The following is a 16,423-nucleotide window of genomic DNA, read 5'->3' as shown; positions in this document are numbered from 1 at the left end:
GCGAGGAGTGACGATGGCCGGGAGGACGCGCAACAACCCGCTGGCCCTCGCCGTGCTCGCGCTCCTGTGGGAGCGACCCATGCACCCGTACGAGATGTCGATGACGCTGCGCGAGCGGCGCAAGGACGAGTCGGTGCGCCTGAACTTCGGCTCGCTCTACTCGGTGGTCGACTCGCTGGTGAAGCACGGGCTCGTCGAGGCGGCGTCCACCGAGCGCGAGGGCAACAGGCCGCAGCGCACGGTCTACCGGATCACCGACGCGGGCGCCGCGGAGGCGGTCGACTGGATGACCGACCTGGTGCAGACACCGGTCAAGGAGTTCCCGCAGTTCGAGGCTGCGCTGTCGTTCCTCCCCCTGCTGCCCCCCGACGACGTCGCGCGCCTGCTCCGCCTTCGAGCGGCGAACCTGGACCGCGCGATCACCGTCCTTGCGACCACGGTGGACGGCGCCCGCGCCCAGGGGCTGCCCGACGTCTTCGCGCTGGAGGCCGACTACGAGCTGGCCGTGCTGCGCGCGGAGCTCGGCTTCGTCAACGGGCTCGCGGCCTCCATCGCCGACGGCAGCCTCGGTGGTGTCGAGCTGTGGCGCACCCTGCACGCGCAGTCCCCGGGCGGCCGCATCGATCCCGACCAGCTCGCCGACGCGCTCGCGCCGTTCTTCGAGGGCGGCTGACTCAGACCACCCGGGCAGTGCCCGGGCACAAGATCGGCCCAGGTGCGGCAACACCCGGGCCGATCGACGACGAACCGACCGGGTTCCCCCGTGCGATCCGCTGCACGCTCAGCATAGGTGGGCCCCGGTCTCCGCCCCCGCCGCCCGGCGGGGGGACACGACCCGAGAAGGCGATCACCCATGTCTGCATCCGCGATCGAGGCTCACGACCTCGTCAAGACCTATCCCGGCGGCCGAGGCCGGCCGGACGTCCGGGCCCTCGACGGCCTCACGCTCACGGTCCCCGCCGGGACGGTGCACGGTCTGCTCGGCCCCAACGGCGCGGGCAAGTCCACCACCACGAAGGTGCTGACCACGCTGTCGACCCCCACCTCGGGTGCGGCGCGCGTCGCCGGCCAGGACGTCATACGGGAGCCCGGGCAGGTGCGGCGCCGCATCGGCTACGTGTCGCAGGGCACGGGCGCCGACCAGCTGCTGACTCCCCGCGAGAACCTCGTCATGGCGGCCCGGCTGCGCGGCCTGGGCCGTGCGGCGGCCTCCGCCCGCGCCGCCGAGCTCGTCGACCGGTTCGGGTTCGCCGAGTACGCCGACCGCGGTGCGGCCACGCTGTCGGGCGGCACGCGGCGCAAGCTCGACGTCGCGCTCGGGCTGGTGGGCTCGCCTCATGTGCTGTTCCTCGACGAGCCCACGACGGGCCTGGACCCCGAGGCTCGCGCGGCCATGTGGGACGAGATCCGGCGGCTGTCGGGAGAGGACGCGCTCACGGTCCTCCTCACGACGCACTACCTCGAGGAGGCGGACCGGCTCGCGGACGGCCTCAGCATCGTCGACCGCGGACGGGTGGTGGCGGCGGGCACGCCCGACGAGCTCAAGGCGACCCTCAGGGGCGACACCCTCACGGTCGACCTGGTCGAGCCCGACGCCGACCTGGTCCGGCGGGTCGCGGGCGCCGTGCCGGGCCTCGACGAGGTCCTCGTGCACGTCGAGGGTCCAGCGGGCCGGCTCGTCGCGCGCACCCCGGACGGCCCGATGCTGGTCGGGCCCACCATCGCCGCGCTGCAGTCCGCGGGCGTGCGCCACGGCGCCGTCGCCGTCTCCCGACCCACCCTCGACGACGTGTACCTGCGCCACGCCGGGCGCTCGTGGACCTCGGCCGAGACCGTGGAGGTGGCCCGATGAGCGCCGCGACCGCGGGCTGGGGAACCCAGCTCGACCAGGTCACGCGGCGGTGGGTGACCGACGCGATCCGCCAGCCCTGGGGGCTCGGGGTGGCCATCGTGCAGCCGGTCATCTGGATCGTGCTGTTCGGCAACGTCTTCCAGTCGGTCGCGCAGGTCCCCGGCTTCGGGCACGACGACTACCTCACGTTCCTCGTGCCGGGCATCCTCATGATGACCGTCCTGTACTCCGGCGCGTGGGCCGGGACCGGCTTCATCGAGGACATCCGCTCGGGCGTCATGGACCGGCTGCTGTCCTCTCCGGTCTCGCGCTCCGCGCTGGTGCTCGGGCAGCTGGTTCAGCAGCTGATGATCTGCGTCGTGCAGGGCGTGATGGTGCTCGCCATCGGCGCGCTCGCCGGCGCGCACTACTCCGGGGGTGCGGTCGGCATGGCCGTCGCCCTCGGCGCCTCGGTGCTCCTCGCCGCGGCGTTCTGCTCGGTCTCGGCGGCCGTGGCGCTGCTCGCGCGCGACCAGACCGCGCTGATCGGCATCTCGACCATCGTGGTGCTGCCCGCGACGTTCGTCTCGACCGCGCTCATGCCGGCGCAGCTGCTCCCGGACTGGGTGGCGACCGCCGCGAAGCTCAACCCGCTCACCTGGGCCACGTCCGTCGCGCAGACCGCCATGTCACCGGACGTCGACTGGGGGCTCGTGGCGACGCGCTCGCTCTGGCTCACGGCGCTGGCCGCGGCGGTCGCGTGGTGGTCGCTGCGGGCGATGCGCAGCTACCAGCGCTCGCTCTGAGGTTCGCGCGGCGCGCCCCGGTCGTCACCTGAGACGATCGGGGCGTGCCTCCCGCCGATGCCCACGCCCACGTCACCGACCTCGCCGCCTTCGTCGCCGCCTCGCCGTCGTCGTTCCACGCCGCGCACGAGGTGTCCCGCCGCGCGGTCGCGGCCGGCTTCTCGGACCTGTCCGAGTCCGACGCCTGGCCGGCCGGGCCCGGCCGGCACGTCGTCGTCCGCGACGGCGCGGCCATCGCGTGGGTGGTGCCCGTCGGCGCGGGCCCGACGACGCCCGTCACGGTGCTCGGCACCCACACCGACTCGCCGGGCTTCACGCTCAAGCCCACCCCGGACGCCTCACGTGCGGGCTGGCGGCAGGCGTCGGTCGAGGTCTACGGCGGGCCGCTGCTCAACTCGTGGCTCGACCGCGAGCTCGCTCTCGCGGGCCGCGTCGCCACCCGCGACGGCGAGCACCTGGTGCGCACCGGACCTCTGCTGCGCATCCCGCAGCTCGCCATCCACCTGGACCGGCAGGCCAACGACGGGCTCGCGCTCGACAAGCAGCGGCACACGCAGCCGGTGTGGGGGATCGGCGACGCGCCGGGCCTGCTCGCCGCGGTGGTCGACGGCGTGTGCGACCCCGCCGACGTGCTGGGCTGGGACCTCTCGGTCGTCGACACCCAGGAGGCGCGGGTGTTCGGCGCCGACGACGAGCTGTTCGCCTCCCCCCGGCTCGACAACCTGCTGTCCACCCACGCGGCGCTGACGGCACTGCTCGCCACCGAGCCGGACGTCATCACGGTGCTGGCCGCCTTCGACCACGAGGAGGTCGGCTCGGCGACGCGCTCGGGCGCGGCCGGCCCCTTCCTCCAGGACGTCCTGTCCCGCATCCGCTCGGGCCTGGGCGCCGACGGTGAGCAGGCGCACCGGGCGCTCGCGTCGTCGCTGTGCGTCTCGAGCGACGTCGGCCACTCGGTGCACCCGAACTACGCCGAGCGGCACGACCCCGGCACCGTCCCGGTGGCCGGCGGCGGTCCGATCCTCAAGATCAACGCGAACCAGCGCTATGCCACCGACGCCGCGGGTGCCGCGCTGTGGCAGGCGGCGTGCGAGCGGGCCGGCGTGCCGAGCCAGGCGTTCGTCTCGAACAACGCGGTGCCGTGCGGCTCCACCATCGGCCCCATCACGGCGACCCGGTTGGGGCTGCGGACCGTCGACGTGGGCGTGCCCATCCTGTCGATGCACTCCGCGCGCGAGCTGTGCGCGGTCGTCGACCCCTGGTACCTGACCCGGGCGATGGCCGCGGTGCTCAGTCCCGCGCCGTGAGCACCACGGGCCCGTCGCGGGTGATCGCGACGGTGTGCTCCGCGTGCGCTGCGAGCGAGCCGTCCGCGGTGCGGATGGTCCACCCGTCGGGGTCGATCACGTAGCCGTCACCGCCCGCCATGAACCACGGCTCGATCGCGATGACGAGCCCGGCGTTGAGCTTGATCCCCGTCCGTGCGCGGCCGAGGTTGGCCACGTGGGGGTCCTCGTGCATGGTCCGCCCCACGCCGTGCCCGCCGAAGTCGGCGTTGATGCCGAAGCCGCCGGCGCGCCCGATGGTCCCGATCGCCTCGGAGATGTCGCCCATCCGGCCGCCCGGTCGCGCGGCTGCGATGCCCGCCGCGAGCGCGCGCTCGGTGGTCTCGATGAGCCTGGTCGCCTCGGGCGTCGTCGTGCCGATCTGGAACGTGAGCGCCGAGTCGGCGACCCAGCCCTGCACCTGCGCGGCGAAGTCGATGCTCAGCACGTCGCCGTCCTGCAGCACGTAGTCGCTGGGGAGGCCGTGCAGCGCGGCGTCGTTGACCGAGGTGCACAGCACCCCCGGGTAGGGCATCGCACCGAACGACGGGTGGTAGCCGAGGTAGACGGACTTCGCTCCGGCGGCGTCGATCATCTGGTGCGCGTGCCGGTCGAGGTCCTTGAGCGTCATCCCCTCGCGCGCGACGTCGCGCACGGAGGACAGCACGCTGGCGATGAACTTCCCGGCGGGACGCATCGCGTTGACTTCGGCAGGTGTCTTCAGGGCCACGACCCCACCTTGCCATGCTGCGGGCAGGGAACAGCCCGTGGGCCGGACCCTCGTCGAGGGCCCCGCCGCGATGGACGAGATCGCGGCTCCCACGGGCTGCGGTGACTGCCGTGAATTCGCTCGCCGCCTTGCCGGAGCGGTCCGGCGTGGCAAGCGGGCGGACTTGGCAATCCGTCCGAGTACTCGGGCGACTAGCGGACAGTCACCTCACGCGTCCAAGAAGACTTCATGTCTCAGACCACCTCCTTCCCGTGTAGCTCGACGGTACGTCCGGCTGCCGCGTGGCGCCAAGGCTTTTCGCCACCGGGGAACAGCGCGCCGCCGCCGCGGGTTGCCACGGCCATGACCACCATCGGAATCATCGGCAGCGGCCACATCGGCGGCACGCTCGCCCGACTGGCCGCGAAGCACGGCTACGACGTCGTCGTCTCCAACTCCCGCGGACCCCACACCCTCGTCGACCTCGTCGCGGAGCTCGGCGACCGCGCACGGGCCGGTACCGCCGCCGAGGCGGCCGAGGCCGGCGACCTCGTCGTCGTCAGCGTCCCGTTCCACGCGGTCGACCAGATCCCCGCGGAGCAGCTCGCGGGCAAGGTCGTCATCGACACCAACAACTACTACTGGGAGCGGGACGGCCACGTCGACGCGATCGACAGCGGCTCCACCACCTCGGCCGAGGTGCTCGCGGACCACCTGGGCTCCGCGCACGTCGTGAAGGCCTTCAACCACATCACGGCCGCCCACCTCGGCTCGCAGGGCGTGCCGAGCGGGACACCCGGGCGCCGGGCGCTGGCGATCGCCGGCGACTCCGAGGCCGCGAAGGCGACGGCCGCCGCCTTCATCGACCGCATCGGCTTCGACGTCGTGGACGCGGGCCCGCTCTCCGAGGGATGGCGCTACCAGCGGGACCTGCCCGCCTACGGGCCCGAGCTCGACGCCGCCGGCCTCACGCACGCGCTGGCGGCTGCCGCTCGCTGATGCGCCCTCGCCGGATCCCGCGCCTGCACGCGCGGGATCCGGCGCGGCGGAGCACCCTGGGTGCATGAGCGAGCCGGACGTCCCGCCCTCGGCGGTCCCGAACCAGCACGAGGGGCTGGAGTTCAGCCTCTCGGCCACTGTGCTCGAGTCGCGCGACGCGAACGCGCTCGCCGACTTCTACGAGGCGCTGCTCGGCTGGCGCCGCATCTACGACGAGCCCGGCTGGTCGATGCTCCGGCCTCCGCACGGTGGGTCCGGCCTCTCGTTCAACACCGACCCTCTCTACGAGCCTCCGGTCTGGCCTGCGACGGGTCCCCACCAGCAGATGCAGTCGCATCTCGACCTGCTGGTCAGCGACCTGCCCCGAGCCGTCGAGCACGCGCTGGCGCGAGGGGCCACGCTGGCCGAGTTCCAGCCCCAGGAGCACGTGCGGGTGCTCATCGACCCGGCGGGCCACCCGTTCTGCTTCTTCGACGAGAACGGCTGACCGCGCGGGTTGCGGGCCGTCTACCCAGCGAGGCGCGTCGCGATGTCGATGGTGCGGTGGGCCAGGTGGTCGAGTGCGGCGAGCTCGTCGGACCCGAGCGGCTCGTCGTTGTCGGCACCCGACGCGTGCGAGACGCCGTACGGGTTGCCGTCGGCGAACTTCACGGGATCCGTGTAGCCGGGCGCGACGACGAGCCCGCCGAAGTGCGCCACCATCCGGTAGATCGACAGCAGCGTGGTCTCCTGGCCGCCGTGCTCCGTCTGCGACGACGTGAACGCCGCGTAGACCTTGTCGGCGAGCTTGCCCTGCGACCACAGGGGACCCAGCAGGTCGATGAACTGCTGGAACTGGCTCGTGACGTTGCCGAACCGTGTCGGCGAGCCGAGCAGGACGACGTCCGCCCACTCGATGTCGGCGGGTTCCGCGACGGGCTCGTCGGCCAGCGCGGCCACGTGGGCGGCCCACTCAGGCCGCGACTCGATGGCCTCGCGCGGTGCGATCTCGCGCACGTGCCGTCGGCGCACCTCGGCCCCGGTGCCGGCGGCGGCCTTCTCCAGCCGCTCGGCCATGGCCTGCAGGCTGCCCGTGGCGGAGTAGTAGACGATCGCGACGCGGATGGTCATGAGGGCTCCTTCGTGGTGAGGACCCTTCGATCGTCACCCGCCCCGAGGCTGGCCGCACCTCGGTGAGGCCGCGACCGGACGGCACATCGCCGCACGCGCGCGGTGTGCCGCCCAGCCCTGCGCCGCTACGCCTGCTCCACCAGGAACTGCGTGTACGCGGGCACGGTGAGGAACGTCGGGAAGTCGTCCGCGAGCGCCACCTGCTCGAACAGGTTCGCGGCGTCGTCGAACCGGTCGCCCTCCGACCGGGTGACCGAGGAGAGCACCGACGCGAGCACCGCGCGGACGTGGTCGGCCGTGACGGGCGTGCCGGAAGCGGTCACCACGCCCTGGTGCACCCACTGCCACACCTGCGACCGGGAGATCTCGGCCGTGGCCGCGTCCTCCATGAGGTTGTCGATCGCCGCGGCGCCCACGCCGCGCAGCCACGACTCGAGGTAGCGGACCGCGACGGAGACGTTCGCCAGCAGCCCGGCATCCGTGACCGAGCCTCCTGCGGAAGGGATGTCGAGGAGCTCGGCCGCGGTCACGTGGACGTCCGAGCGCAGGAGGTCGCGCTGGTCTGCGCGGTCGCCGAGGAACGCGTCGAACGCCTCCAGGGCCACCGGCACGAGGTCGGGGTGCGCGACCCAGGTGCCGTCGAAGCCCTGGCCGGCCTCGCGGCGCTTGTCCGCGCGCACCTGCTCCAGCGCCCGCGCGGTGACCTCCGGGTCTCGCCGGTTGGGGATGAAGGCGCTCATCCCGCCGATCGCCTGAGCACCACGCCGGTGGCACGTCGCGACCAGCAGCTCCGTGTACGCGCGCATGAACGGCACGGTCATGGTCACCGCCGACCGGTCGGGGAGGACGAAACGCGGCCCACGGTTCCGGAAGTTCTTGATGACGCTGAAGATGTAGTCCCACCGCCCCGCGTTGAGGCCGGCGCAGTGGTCGCGCAGCTCGTAGAGGATCTCCTCCATCTCGAAGGCCGCCGTGATGGTCTCGATGAGGACCGTGGCTCGGATGGTCCCGTAGCGCAGCCCCAGGTAGGCCTCGGTGAAGCGGAACACCTCGTCCCAGAGCCGCGCCTCGAGATAGCCCTCCAGCTTGGGCAGGTAGAGGTAGGGGCCACGGCCCGCGTCGATGAGCGCCTGCGCGTTGTGGAACAGGTACAGGCCCGCGTCCACCAGGCTGGCGGAGGCGGCGGCGTGCTGCCCCGCACGGTCGACGAAGTCGAGGTGCTTCTCGGTCAGGTGCCAGCCTCGGGGGCGGAACACGATCGTCGGCGTCTGCTCACCGACCGTGTACGCACGGCCCTCGCTGGTCGTGAAGTCCACCTGGCCGCGGATCGCGTCGAACAGGTTGTGCTGGCCACCCACGACGTTGGCCCACGTGGGACTCATCGCGTCCTCGTGGTCCGCCAGCCACACCCTCGCGCCGGAGTTCAGCGCGTTGACGGTCATCTTGCGGTCGGTGGGCCCGGTGATCTCGACGCGCCGGTCCTCCAGGCCGGGACCCGGCCCGGCGACCCGCCACGTGGGGTCGGCGCGGATCCCCGCCGTCAGCGGCTGGAACTGCGGGTCCATGCCGTTCGAGAACCGGTCGCGGCGGTGCTGACGGCCGAGCAGCAGGTCGTGGCGGCGACCGGCGAACCGCGCGTGCAGGTCGGTGAGGAAGTCCAGCGCCTCGGGCGTGAGAATCTGCTCGGTCCCCGGGACCGCCGGGCCGGTCACGTCGAGGCGCGGGCGGGCGAACGGGTCGGTGAGGCGGTTGCGCGAGGGCGAGGGGGTGATGACGGTCATCGGTCTGCTCCTGTTCACGGCGAGTCAGTGGTGGAACTGGGCGGTCTCGGTCGAGCCCGCGAGCGCGAGGGTGGCGCTGTCGGGGGAGATCGCGGTGGCCACGCGGTCGAAGTAGCCCGTGCCGACCTCGCGCTGGTGGCGCGTGGCCGTGTAGCCGAGCGCCTCGGAGGCGATCTCGGCCTCCTGCAGCTCGACGTACGCGCTCATGCCCGACGAGGCGTAGCCGTGCGCCAGCTCGAACATCGAGTGATTGAGCGCGTGGAACCCGGCCAGGGTGATGAACTGGAAGGCGTACCCGTGGCCGGCCAGCTCGCGCTGGAAGCGCGCGATCTGCGCGTCCGACAGGTGCTGGCGCCAGTTGAACGACGGCGAGCAGTTGTACGCGAGCAGCTTGCCGGGGTGCCGCTCGTGGATGCGCTCGGCGAACTCGATCGCGAGCCCCACGTCGGGCGTCGACGTCTCGACCCAGATCAGGTCGGAGAACGGTGCGTACGCGGTGGCCCGCGCGACGACCGCATCGAGCCCCGGCCGCACGCGGAAGTACCCCTCGGCCGTGCGCTCGCCCGTGAGGAACCGGGCGTCGCGCTCGTCGACGTCCGACGTCAGCAGGTCGGCTCCCAGCGCGTCGGTCCGCGCGATCACGACGGTCGGCACCCCGGCGACGTCGGCCGCCAGCCTCGCCGCGGACAGGGTGCGCACGTGCTGGGAGGTCGGCACCAGCACCTTCCCGCCCAGGTGCCCGCACTTCTTCTCGGCCGCCAGCTGGTCCTCCCAGTGCACGCCGGCCGCACCCGCCGCGATCATCGCGTGCATGAGCTCGTAGGCGTTGAGCGGCCCCCCGAACCCGGCCTCGGCGTCGGCGACGATCGGTGCGAGCCACTCACGCGTGCGGCGGCCGTGCTCGGCGACGTCGATCTGGTCCGCGCGCAGGAGCGCGTTGTTGATGCGCCGCACGACGGCCGGGACGGAGTTGGCCGGGTACAGCGACTGGTCCGGGTACGTCTGCCCCGACAGGTTCGCGTCGGCGGCCACCTGCCAGCCGGACAGGTAGATGGCCTCGAGGCCGGCACGGACCTGCTGCACCGCCTGGTTGCCCGTGAGCGCGCCGAGCGCCGGCACGTGCGTCCGGGTGTGCAGGAGCTCCCACAGTCGCTCCGCCCCTCGTCGGGCGAGCGTCGGCTCCTCGCGCACCGACCCACGCAGCGCGACGACGTCGTCGGCGCTGTAGGTGCGGCGGACGCCGGCCCACCGGGGGTCCAGCTCCCAGCTCGCGGCGAGCTCAGCGGCGGGCTGCGTCTGGTCGCCCGGGCGGACCGTCGGGCCACCGTGCGTCGTCGCCTGGTGCGTCTGCGTGGACATGGCTCGCTCCTTCGATATGTGCGTTCTTCTCGGCCTCCTGGCCTGACCTCTACGTTCCTGGACGAGGAGCCGTTCTTCTCCGGCCGGGCGCGCAGAAGATCGGCGTTCCTTCTCCTGGACGGAAGCGTCCACACGTGTGACCGTTGATCGCATGACGACGACGTCCACCACGGCCCCCGGCGGGATCGACACGCTGGTCCTCGGCCGGCGCATCCGGCACCTGCGCACGGCGCGCAACATGACGCTCGACGACCTGGGTGCCGCCATCGGGCGCGCCGCCTCGCAGGTATCGATGCTGGAGAACGGGCACCGCGAGCCCAAGCTCTCGATGCTGGCCCTGGTGGCCGAGGCGCTCGAGGTGCCGCTGTCCGAGCTGCTGCGCACCGACCCGCCCAGCCGGCGGGCCGCCCTGGAGATCGAGCTGGAGCGTGCGCAGCGCGGGCCGTTGTTCGCCAACCTCGCGGTGCCGCCCGTCAAGGTGGGTCGCTCGCTGCCCGCCGACGCCCTCGAGGCGCTGGTCCGCCTGCAGAACGAGGTGCAGCGCCTGCTGACGGAGAACGCCGCGACGCCCGAGGAGGCGCGCCGCGCCAACGCGGAGCTGCGCGCACGCATGCGCGCCCAGGACAACTACTTCCCCGAGCTCGAGGACCACGCCCGTCGCCTGCTCGACGCGATCGGCCACCCGGGCGGCCCGCTCTCCCAGCGCTCGACCGCCGACATCGCGGCGCACCTCGGCTTCACGCTCCACTACGTCCCCGACCTGCCGCACTCCACGCGCACGGTGACCGACCTGGCCAACGGACGGATCTACCTGCCGCAGGGCAACCCCGGGTTCAGCGACGGCCGCTCACCGCTGCTCCAGGCCATCGCGAGCCACGTGCTGGGACACGCGGAGCCGGCCGACTACGGAGACTTCCTGCGTCAACGGGTCGAGGCCAACTACCTGGCCGCGGCGCTGATGATCCCCGAGGACGGCGCATCGGCGTTCCTGCAGGCGGCCAAGGGCGAGCGCCGCTTGTCGGTGGAGGACCTGCGCGACGCGTTCGCGGTCCCCTACGAGACCGCCGCGCACCGGTTCACCAACCTGGCGACGCGGCACCTGGGGATCCCGGTGCACTTCATGAAGGTCCACGAGGGCGGCACGCTGCACAAGGCGTACGAGAACGACGGCGTCGTCTTCCCGTCCGACCCGTTGGGCGCGATCGAGGGCCAGCCCGTGTGCCGGCAGTGGACCGCGCGCGTCGTGTTCACGCTCGCGGACCGGTTCACGCCGTACTACCAGTACACGGACACCTCGTCGGGCACGTACTGGTGCACGTCCCGCGTGCAGGCTTCGTCGCAGGGCGCGTTCTCGGTCTCGGTGGGCGTCCCGTTCGCGCACGTGCGGTGGTTCCGGGGCCGGGAGACCACGGAGCGGTCGGCGTCGCGCTGCCCGGACCCGACGTGCTGCCGGGAGGCGCCCGCGGAGCTCGCGGCGCGATGGGCCTCGCAGTCGTGGCCGTCGGCCCGGCCGCACGCCTCCTTGCTCGCGGCGCTGCCCGTCGGCGTGTTCCCCGGGGTGGACACCACCGAGGTGTACCGGTTCCTCGACCGGCACGCGCCGCACGACTGACGGCCCGCCCGTCGCGGCGGGCGGGCCGCCACTGCCGGACGTCAGCTGCCGAAGCCCTCCGGCGCGCACTCGGTGTCGATGACCGCGACCTGCTTCGGCAGGTCGAGCGTTGCCGTGTTCTTCTCGCCCGAGTCCGCGGCGGCGACGGCACCCGCGATCCGCTCGTGGATCGCGGTGTACGCGTCGGCCAACGGCGCCGGGGAGACCTTGACGGCCAGCAGGATCGACGCGTCGATCTCGCCGAGCTCGGCGAGCTGGTCGTCCGTGAGCGGCGTGCCCGCGTCCTGCGCGTCCATGGCCGGCGCCACGGTGGCGATGCGGACCTTGAGCGAGCTGTCGCCGCCGTTGTAGAACCGCCCGCACGCGAGCGTGAGGTTGGGCTCGGTCGCCGGGGCGGGCGCGCTCTGCGTCGACGCGGCGGAGGGCGTGGCGCTCGACGACGACGACGGCCCGGCGCTGTCGTCACCCCCGCTCGAGCAGGCGGCGAGTGCGGACGCCGCCAGAACGGCAGCGGCGAGGATGCGGGCAGGACGATTCACGGTGGAGCTCCTAGCTGACTTCGACGAACGGGGCCGGATGCGGCCCTCCCCCTGGTTACCACGTGGTAACAATTCGCCGAGTCTACCGAGCGTGCTCGGCCCTCGGCGCACTGGTCGAGCATTCGCCGAGGGATCGTGACGCGCAACGCATTTGGCTCCGCGCGACTGCCGGCCGCGGGCTACCGCTTCTGCTCGTCGAGGTACTGCTTCGCCTTGTCGACGACGTCGTCGACCTTCGCGTCCGTGCCGTCACCGGTCCGCGCCTTCACGGCCTCCGCGGCCTTGTCCAGCGCGTCCTTCGCCTGGTCCTCGTGGCCGTCGAGCGCGTTCTTCGCCTTGGCGACCAGGTCGTCGAGCCCCATCGCAGTCCCCTCTCGTCACGTTCCGTGCGGGCCTCCCGCCCCACCACCATGCGCTGCACGGCAACGATCCGCACGTGTGGGTGGTCGGCGAGAGCATGTCCGTACGTCCCGAACCGGGACAAACCTCCCGCACCGGCGAAGGGCAGAGTCATGGACATCCGCATCGAGCTCATCCTCATCCCGGTCACGGACGTCGACCGGGCCAAGGCGTTCTACGCCGACCAGGTCGGCTTCGTCGTGGACCACGACGTCCGCGTCTCCGAGACGCTGCGCTTCGTCCAGCTCACGCCGCCCGGGTCGGCCTGCTCGATCGCGATCGGCGAGGGCATCATCGACACCGTTCCCGGGTCGGTGAAGGGCATCCAGGTGGTGGTCGACGACGCCGACGCGACGCGCGCGTTCCTGGTCGCCAACGGGGTCGACGCCCCTGAGGTCGAGGACCTCGCGTGGGGGCGGTTCACGCGGTTCGCGGACCCCGACGGCAACGAGTGGTCCGTGCAGCAGCTCCCGGCGCGGGGCTGAGAGGTGTCAGTCGTTCGCGCGCTGGGTGGGCACGGCGTTGACGGTCCGCTGCATCGGCGCGACGCGTCCCTCGACGGTCAGGTGGCCGGTCTCGGACAGGAACGGGTTCGGCTCGGTGAACGCGTGGTTCCCCGGGGCGGTGGTGGCGACGGTGTCGTTCTCCTGGACGCTCATCGTCGTCCTCCTCTCTTGGGTCATCCTCTGCTGCAACGAGCTCCATCGGACCGCGTGATCGCAGGCTCTCGGTGGGACCAACGGCCGACTGTAGCCATCCCCTACGGCATCCGGACCTCGCAAATGAGGACACCCCCGGACAGCGCTACGTACCGCGTGGCGGAAATCACCCCTGCGCGGGGGGACGGGCGGCCCGCCGTCGGGCCCCACGTCCGTCCCGCGCCGGGACCGCGCACCGGCGACGTGGTGCCGGTACTCGTGCCGGTGCCGACGCCGGTGCAACCGCACCACCATGCCCGAGGCGACCTCGTGCGTGGGGGACCTGACGGGTCGACGCGCGAGTGAGCCGCCACCGGCGTGCCGCGGGCCGTCGTGTCAGTGGTCGGGCGCACCCTGGAGCCATGGTGACGATCTCCTGCTCGTGCGGCTCCGCCTCGACCACTCGCGCCAACCCGCTGCGTGGCCTGTCCCTGCCCGACCGGGTCGACCTCGTTCGAGCGGCGTACTCCGTGCACGCCGGGTTCCTCTCCCTCGAGGTGGACGCGTCCTGGCACCCGTCCCAGGACGACGCGGCCGAGTCGTGCGTCGTCCTGGTGGACCTGGATGCGCTCGATGCCACGGAAGGCCTCGACCCGGCGGACGCGCGCACCCTGCGCAACCTGCTGGAGGTGGCGCACGTGCGGGGCCGTCTGCTGCCCCAGGCGGTGGAGCACGGCTCGGTGCGCTTCCGGGTCGCCCCGGCCGACGACTTCGACGGCACGGTGACCTATCTGGTGCTCGATGGCGCCACCACGGTGCTCGAGCAGTCCGGCCCTCTCGAGCGGGACCTCCTGGACCAGCTGGTGGGGCTCTACCAGAGCTTCGGGGTCGCGGCCCTCGTGCAGGTGGACGGCCTCGCGCCCCGCCTCGGGCTGCGCTCGGCGATGGATGGCGTGCTGCGGGCCCGGACGCCCTCGGTGGCCTGAGCCGGGCGGTCGGTCGCCGGCGCGCGGCACCTGCCGTCGTCGACGGCCCCTAGAGGGCCAGGTACTGGTGCGCGAAGGCGATCGCCATCCCGCCCTCGCCCACCCCGGACGCCACCCGCTTGACCGATCCCGACCGCACGTCGCCGGCGGCGAAGATCCCCGGGGCGGTGGTCTCCAGCGCGAACGGCTCGCGCGGCTGCGTCCAGCGACCGGAGTCGCGGGCGTCCGGTCCGGTCAGCACGAAGCCGTGCGAGTCGCGCGCCACCTCGGGCGGCAGCCACGACGTGACCGCGTCCGCCCCGATCATCACGAAGAGCACCTCGGCGTCTCGCTGCCGGACCGTGCCCGTCCGCCGGTCGGCGACCTCGATCGCCTGGAGCGCGTCCTGGCCGTGCAGGGCCACCACCTCGGACCGCGTCTCGACCACGATGTGCCGGTTCGAGGCGATCTGGTCGATGAGGTACTGCGACATGCTTGCCGCGAGCGACTCGCCGCGGACCACCAGGGTCACCGACCGGGCGTGCCGGGAGAAGAACAGCGCCGCCTGCCCGGCGGAGTTGCCGGCGCCGATGATGAACACGTCCTGGCCGTGCGCCAGGCCCGAGTCGCTGCGCGCGGCGCCGTAGTAGACGCCGTTGCCGACGAAGCGGTCGATCCCCGCGAGGTCGACGTGCCGCCACTCCACACCGGAGGTCACGAGGACCACCTGCGCGCTGATCTGCGCCCCGCCGTCGAGGGTCAGCGTCCTCGCGGACGCGTCGATCGCCTCGATCGCCCGCGTCACCACGATCTCGGCCCCGAGCCGCTTGGCCTGGCGCATCGCCTTGCTCGCGAGCTCGTCCCCCGAGACGCCGAACGGGAAGCCCGTGTAGTTCTCGATGCGCGTCGACGTGCCCGCCTGACCGCCCGGTGCGAACCTCTCGACCACCAGGGTGCGCAGCCCTTCGGCGGCACCGTTGACCGCCGCGGTGAGGCCCGTGGGACCCCCGCCGATGATCACGACCTCGTAGTGGTCGTGCGCCGGGAACACCGCGAGGCCGCCGGCGAGCGCGACCTCCCGCATGCTCGGGTCCACGAGCCTGCGTCCGTCGGCGAGCTCGACGACCGGGAAAGGGCCCGCGTGGTGGTCGGTGCTGATCGTCTCGAACGAGATGCGGTTGCGGTTGAGGAACGTGCGGACCTCGTGGACCCGGGGGTCGACCGGGGGCCCGATCACCACCATGTCCGGCGTCGGCTTCTCCGCCGCGATCTCCTTGAGCCCCTCCATGCGGCCCTTGGCCAGCGCACCGACGGTCGCCACCACCTGCGGAGCCGTCGCGGCCAGCGTGAAGAACGTGCCCACGTCGACCCGCAGGATGCGTGACGGCTCCACGGCGACGCACCCGGCGGGCATGTTCATGCTCAGCATCACCGGCACCTCGCCGTACAGCTCACCAGGTCCACGCGGCCCGATCACCCGCTCGACGCCGTTGACCTCCTTGGTGAGGTGGACGAGCCCCTCGACCACCGCGTAGAGCGCCCGGTCGTCGCCCTCGTGCACGGCGTACTCGCCGGGCACCAGGGAGATGTCCTCCACCGCCCGGGACAGAAAGGCCAGCTGCTCGGAGGTCAGGTCAGCGAACAGCGGGATGGCCCTCAACTCGTCGGCACTGATCACGTGAGCCTCGCCCTCGCCTCGTGGACCTCCTGTCCCTGCATCGTGGCAGAGGGGCGAGCGCCGCGGGCCGGCTCCCGGTGGATCAAGTACCCCGGCCTGGAGGGACCTTGGACCCGCGAGCGCGACCAGGGCCGGGAGGAGCGTAGGACCATGGCTGCCCTCCTGGTCTTCGAGTCGATGTACGGAAGCACGGCCGCCGTGGCCGAGGCGATCGCCGCCGGGCTGGCCGACGTGCGGGTCGGGGCGACGGTGTGCGAGGTCGGGCTCGTGCCGCCCGGCGCGGTGCAGGACGAGACGACGCTGCTCGTCGTCGGCGCTCCGACACACCAGCGCGGGCTCTCCACGCCCCGCTCACGCTCGGCCGCGCGCCACGACGGCGACCCCACGCTCTCGCCTGGTGACGGGGTGCGCGAGTGGCTCGACGCACTGCCCGGCCGGTGCGCGGGACGGCCCGCCGCGGTCTTCGACACCGCGCTGCTCGGGCGGCGCGCCGGCTCGGCCGCGCCCGCCATCGCGCGCCGCCTCGGCAAGGCCGGTGCCACGCTGGTGGTGCCCCCGGAGTCGTTCGCCGTCAGCGGCCGCAGCTCCGGGCTGCTGCCCGACGAGCTCGAGCGCGCCCGTTCCTGGGGGCGCTCGCTCGCCCTCTTCGCGGCGGCTGCTGCGCGCTGACCA

At 72.8% G+C, this 16,423-nt stretch carries 18 protein-coding genes; 10 read left to right on the top strand and 8 right to left on the bottom strand.

Features of this window, described 5'->3' with window-relative positions:
• The first annotated feature begins 13 nt into the window (after positions 1 to 13).
• The 4 genes from QRT05_RS02580 (at position 14) to QRT05_RS02565 (ending at position 3,944) form a co-directional block, all read left to right on the top strand.
• The gene (locus QRT05_RS02580; protein WP_289444993.1) at positions 14 to 673 is read left to right on the top strand and encodes a PadR family transcriptional regulator; all 660 of its coding nucleotides are present in this window, start codon (positions 14 to 16) and stop codon (positions 671 to 673) included.
• 180 nt (positions 674 to 853) lie between these two features.
• Positions 854 to 1,852 (top strand): ABC transporter ATP-binding protein, encoded by a 999-nt coding sequence (locus QRT05_RS02575; protein WP_289444991.1) that lies wholly within the window; start codon positions 854 to 856, stop codon positions 1,850 to 1,852.
• Positions 1,849 to 2,637: an ABC transporter permease gene (locus QRT05_RS02570; RefSeq protein ID WP_289444989.1), complete on the top strand. Its 789-nt coding sequence runs from the start codon at positions 1,849 to 1,851 to the stop codon at positions 2,635 to 2,637. The genes QRT05_RS02575 and QRT05_RS02570 overlap by 4 nt, the downstream gene beginning before the upstream one ends.
• 44 nt (positions 2,638 to 2,681) lie before the next feature.
• Positions 2,682 to 3,944 (top strand): M18 family aminopeptidase, encoded by a 1,263-nt coding sequence (locus QRT05_RS02565; protein ID WP_289444987.1) that lies wholly within the window; start codon positions 2,682 to 2,684, stop codon positions 3,942 to 3,944.
• Here QRT05_RS02565 and map read toward each other — a convergent pair.
• A complete protein-coding gene (map, locus tag QRT05_RS02560) occupies positions 3,928 to 4,692 on the bottom strand; it encodes a type I methionyl aminopeptidase (protein ID WP_289444985.1) in 765 nt (254 codons plus the stop codon). The genes QRT05_RS02565 and map overlap by 17 nt on opposite strands.
• Positions 4,693 to 5,034: 342 nt before the next feature.
• Between map and QRT05_RS02555 the strand changes: the two genes are divergently transcribed.
• Positions 5,035 to 5,670 carry an NADPH-dependent F420 reductase gene (locus QRT05_RS02555; protein ID WP_289444983.1) on the top strand — a complete coding sequence of 212 codons (636 nt, stop codon included), beginning with the start codon at positions 5,035 to 5,037 and terminating at the stop codon, positions 5,668 to 5,670.
• A 64-nt stretch (positions 5,671 to 5,734) separates the two neighbouring features.
• Positions 5,735 to 6,157 (top strand): VOC family protein, encoded by a 423-nt coding sequence (locus QRT05_RS02550; protein WP_289444981.1) that lies wholly within the window; start codon positions 5,735 to 5,737, stop codon positions 6,155 to 6,157.
• A gap of 20 nt (positions 6,158 to 6,177) precedes the next feature.
• On the opposite strand, the gene QRT05_RS02545 is transcribed toward QRT05_RS02550, so the two are convergent.
• The 3 genes from QRT05_RS02545 to aceA all read right to left on the bottom strand — a co-directional run bounded on the left by QRT05_RS02545 (position 6,178) and on the right by aceA (position 9,920).
• A complete protein-coding gene (locus QRT05_RS02545) occupies positions 6,178 to 6,780 on the bottom strand; it encodes an NAD(P)H-dependent oxidoreductase (RefSeq protein WP_289444979.1) in 603 nt (200 codons plus the stop codon).
• A gap of 125 nt (positions 6,781 to 6,905) precedes the next feature.
• Positions 6,906 to 8,561: a malate synthase A gene (gene aceB / locus QRT05_RS02540; RefSeq protein ID WP_289444977.1), complete on the bottom strand. Its 1,656-nt coding sequence runs from the start codon at positions 8,559 to 8,561 to the stop codon at positions 6,906 to 6,908.
• Between the two features lie 24 nt (positions 8,562 to 8,585).
• Entirely contained in the window at positions 8,586 to 9,920 is a 1,335-nt protein-coding gene (aceA, locus tag QRT05_RS02535) for an isocitrate lyase (protein WP_289444975.1), read from the bottom strand.
• A gap of 151 nt (positions 9,921 to 10,071) precedes the next feature.
• Between aceA and QRT05_RS02530 the strand changes: the two genes are divergently transcribed.
• Positions 10,072 to 11,532 carry an XRE family transcriptional regulator gene (locus QRT05_RS02530; RefSeq protein WP_289444973.1) on the top strand — a complete coding sequence of 487 codons (1,461 nt, stop codon included), beginning with the start codon at positions 10,072 to 10,074 and terminating at the stop codon, positions 11,530 to 11,532.
• A 41-nt stretch (positions 11,533 to 11,573) separates the two neighbouring features.
• Here QRT05_RS02530 and QRT05_RS02525 read toward each other — a convergent pair whose 3' ends face one another.
• Together QRT05_RS02525 and QRT05_RS02520 are read right to left on the bottom strand one after the other, a co-directional pair.
• Positions 11,574 to 12,071, bottom strand: a complete 498-nt coding sequence (locus QRT05_RS02525) for a hypothetical protein (protein ID WP_289444971.1) — start codon at positions 12,069 to 12,071, stop codon at positions 11,574 to 11,576.
• 179 nt (positions 12,072 to 12,250) lie between these two features.
• A complete protein-coding gene (locus QRT05_RS02520; protein WP_289444969.1) occupies positions 12,251 to 12,433 on the bottom strand; it encodes an antitoxin in 183 nt (60 codons plus the stop codon).
• Between the two features lie 150 nt (positions 12,434 to 12,583).
• Here QRT05_RS02520 and QRT05_RS02515 point away from each other — a divergent pair, with 150 nt between their 5' ends.
• Positions 12,584 to 12,955: a glyoxalase superfamily protein gene (locus tag QRT05_RS02515; RefSeq protein ID WP_289444967.1), complete on the top strand. Its 372-nt coding sequence runs from the start codon at positions 12,584 to 12,586 to the stop codon at positions 12,953 to 12,955.
• A gap of 6 nt (positions 12,956 to 12,961) precedes the next feature.
• Here the strand turns inward: QRT05_RS02515 and QRT05_RS02510 are convergent, their stop codons facing one another.
• On the bottom strand, positions 12,962 to 13,129 hold the full coding sequence (locus QRT05_RS02510) for a hypothetical protein (protein WP_289444965.1): 168 nt from the start codon (positions 13,127 to 13,129) through the stop codon (positions 12,962 to 12,964).
• A gap of 401 nt (positions 13,130 to 13,530) precedes the next feature.
• Between QRT05_RS02510 and QRT05_RS02505 the strand changes: the two genes are divergently transcribed.
• Positions 13,531 to 14,094, top strand: coding sequence for a hypothetical protein (locus QRT05_RS02505; protein ID WP_289444963.1), 564 nt, complete (start codon positions 13,531 to 13,533; stop codon positions 14,092 to 14,094).
• 49 nt (positions 14,095 to 14,143) lie between these two features.
• Here the strand turns inward: QRT05_RS02505 and QRT05_RS02500 are convergent, their stop codons facing one another.
• Positions 14,144 to 15,751 (bottom strand): FAD-dependent oxidoreductase, encoded by a 1,608-nt coding sequence (locus tag QRT05_RS02500; protein ID WP_289444961.1) that lies wholly within the window; start codon positions 15,749 to 15,751, stop codon positions 14,144 to 14,146.
• Between the two features lie 150 nt (positions 15,752 to 15,901).
• On the opposite strand from QRT05_RS02500, the gene QRT05_RS02495 reads away from it, so the two are divergent.
• On the top strand, positions 15,902 to 16,420 hold the full coding sequence (locus QRT05_RS02495) for a flavodoxin family protein (RefSeq protein ID WP_289444960.1): 519 nt from the start codon (positions 15,902 to 15,904) through the stop codon (positions 16,418 to 16,420).
• Positions 16,421 to 16,423: the final 3 nt, after the last annotated feature.

It is taken from the genome of Cellulomonas edaphi, from assembly GCF_030362815.1.
Taxonomy (GTDB): Bacteria; Actinomycetota; Actinomycetes; order Actinomycetales; family Cellulomonadaceae; genus Cellulomonas; species Cellulomonas edaphi.
The sequence above is the reverse complement of the archived record's forward strand: the minus strand, read 5'-3'. Positions and strand labels throughout refer to the sequence as shown.

Coding starts and splice junctions, on each gene's coding strand:
- QRT05_RS02580 (WP_289444993.1), top strand. CDS start 14: ATGGCCGGGAGGACGCGCAACAACCCGCTGGCCCTCGCCGTGCTCGCG.
- QRT05_RS02575 (WP_289444991.1), top strand. CDS start 854: ATGTCTGCATCCGCGATCGAGGCTCACGACCTCGTCAAGACCTATCCC.
- QRT05_RS02570 (WP_289444989.1), top strand. CDS start 1,849: ATGAGCGCCGCGACCGCGGGCTGGGGAACCCAGCTCGACCAGGTCACG.
- QRT05_RS02555 (WP_289444983.1), top strand. CDS start 5,035: ATGACCACCATCGGAATCATCGGCAGCGGCCACATCGGCGGCACGCTC.
- QRT05_RS02550 (WP_289444981.1), top strand. CDS start 5,735: ATGAGCGAGCCGGACGTCCCGCCCTCGGCGGTCCCGAACCAGCACGAG.
- QRT05_RS02545 (WP_289444979.1), bottom strand. CDS start 6,780: ATGACCATCCGCGTCGCGATCGTCTACTACTCCGCCACGGGCAGCCTG.
- aceB (WP_289444977.1), bottom strand. CDS start 8,561: ATGACCGTCATCACCCCCTCGCCCTCGCGCAACCGCCTCACCGACCCG.
- aceA (WP_289444975.1), bottom strand. CDS start 9,920: ATGTCCACGCAGACGCACCAGGCGACGACGCACGGTGGCCCGACGGTC.
- QRT05_RS02530 (WP_289444973.1), top strand. CDS start 10,072: ATGACGACGACGTCCACCACGGCCCCCGGCGGGATCGACACGCTGGTC.
- QRT05_RS02520 (WP_289444969.1), bottom strand. CDS start 12,433: ATGGGGCTCGACGACCTGGTCGCCAAGGCGAAGAACGCGCTCGACGGC.
- QRT05_RS02515 (WP_289444967.1), top strand. CDS start 12,584: ATGGACATCCGCATCGAGCTCATCCTCATCCCGGTCACGGACGTCGAC.
- QRT05_RS02510 (WP_289444965.1), bottom strand. CDS start 13,129: ATGAGCGTCCAGGAGAACGACACCGTCGCCACCACCGCCCCGGGGAAC.
- QRT05_RS02505 (WP_289444963.1), top strand. CDS start 13,531: ATGGTGACGATCTCCTGCTCGTGCGGCTCCGCCTCGACCACTCGCGCC.
- QRT05_RS02495 (WP_289444960.1), top strand. CDS start 15,902: ATGGCTGCCCTCCTGGTCTTCGAGTCGATGTACGGAAGCACGGCCGCC.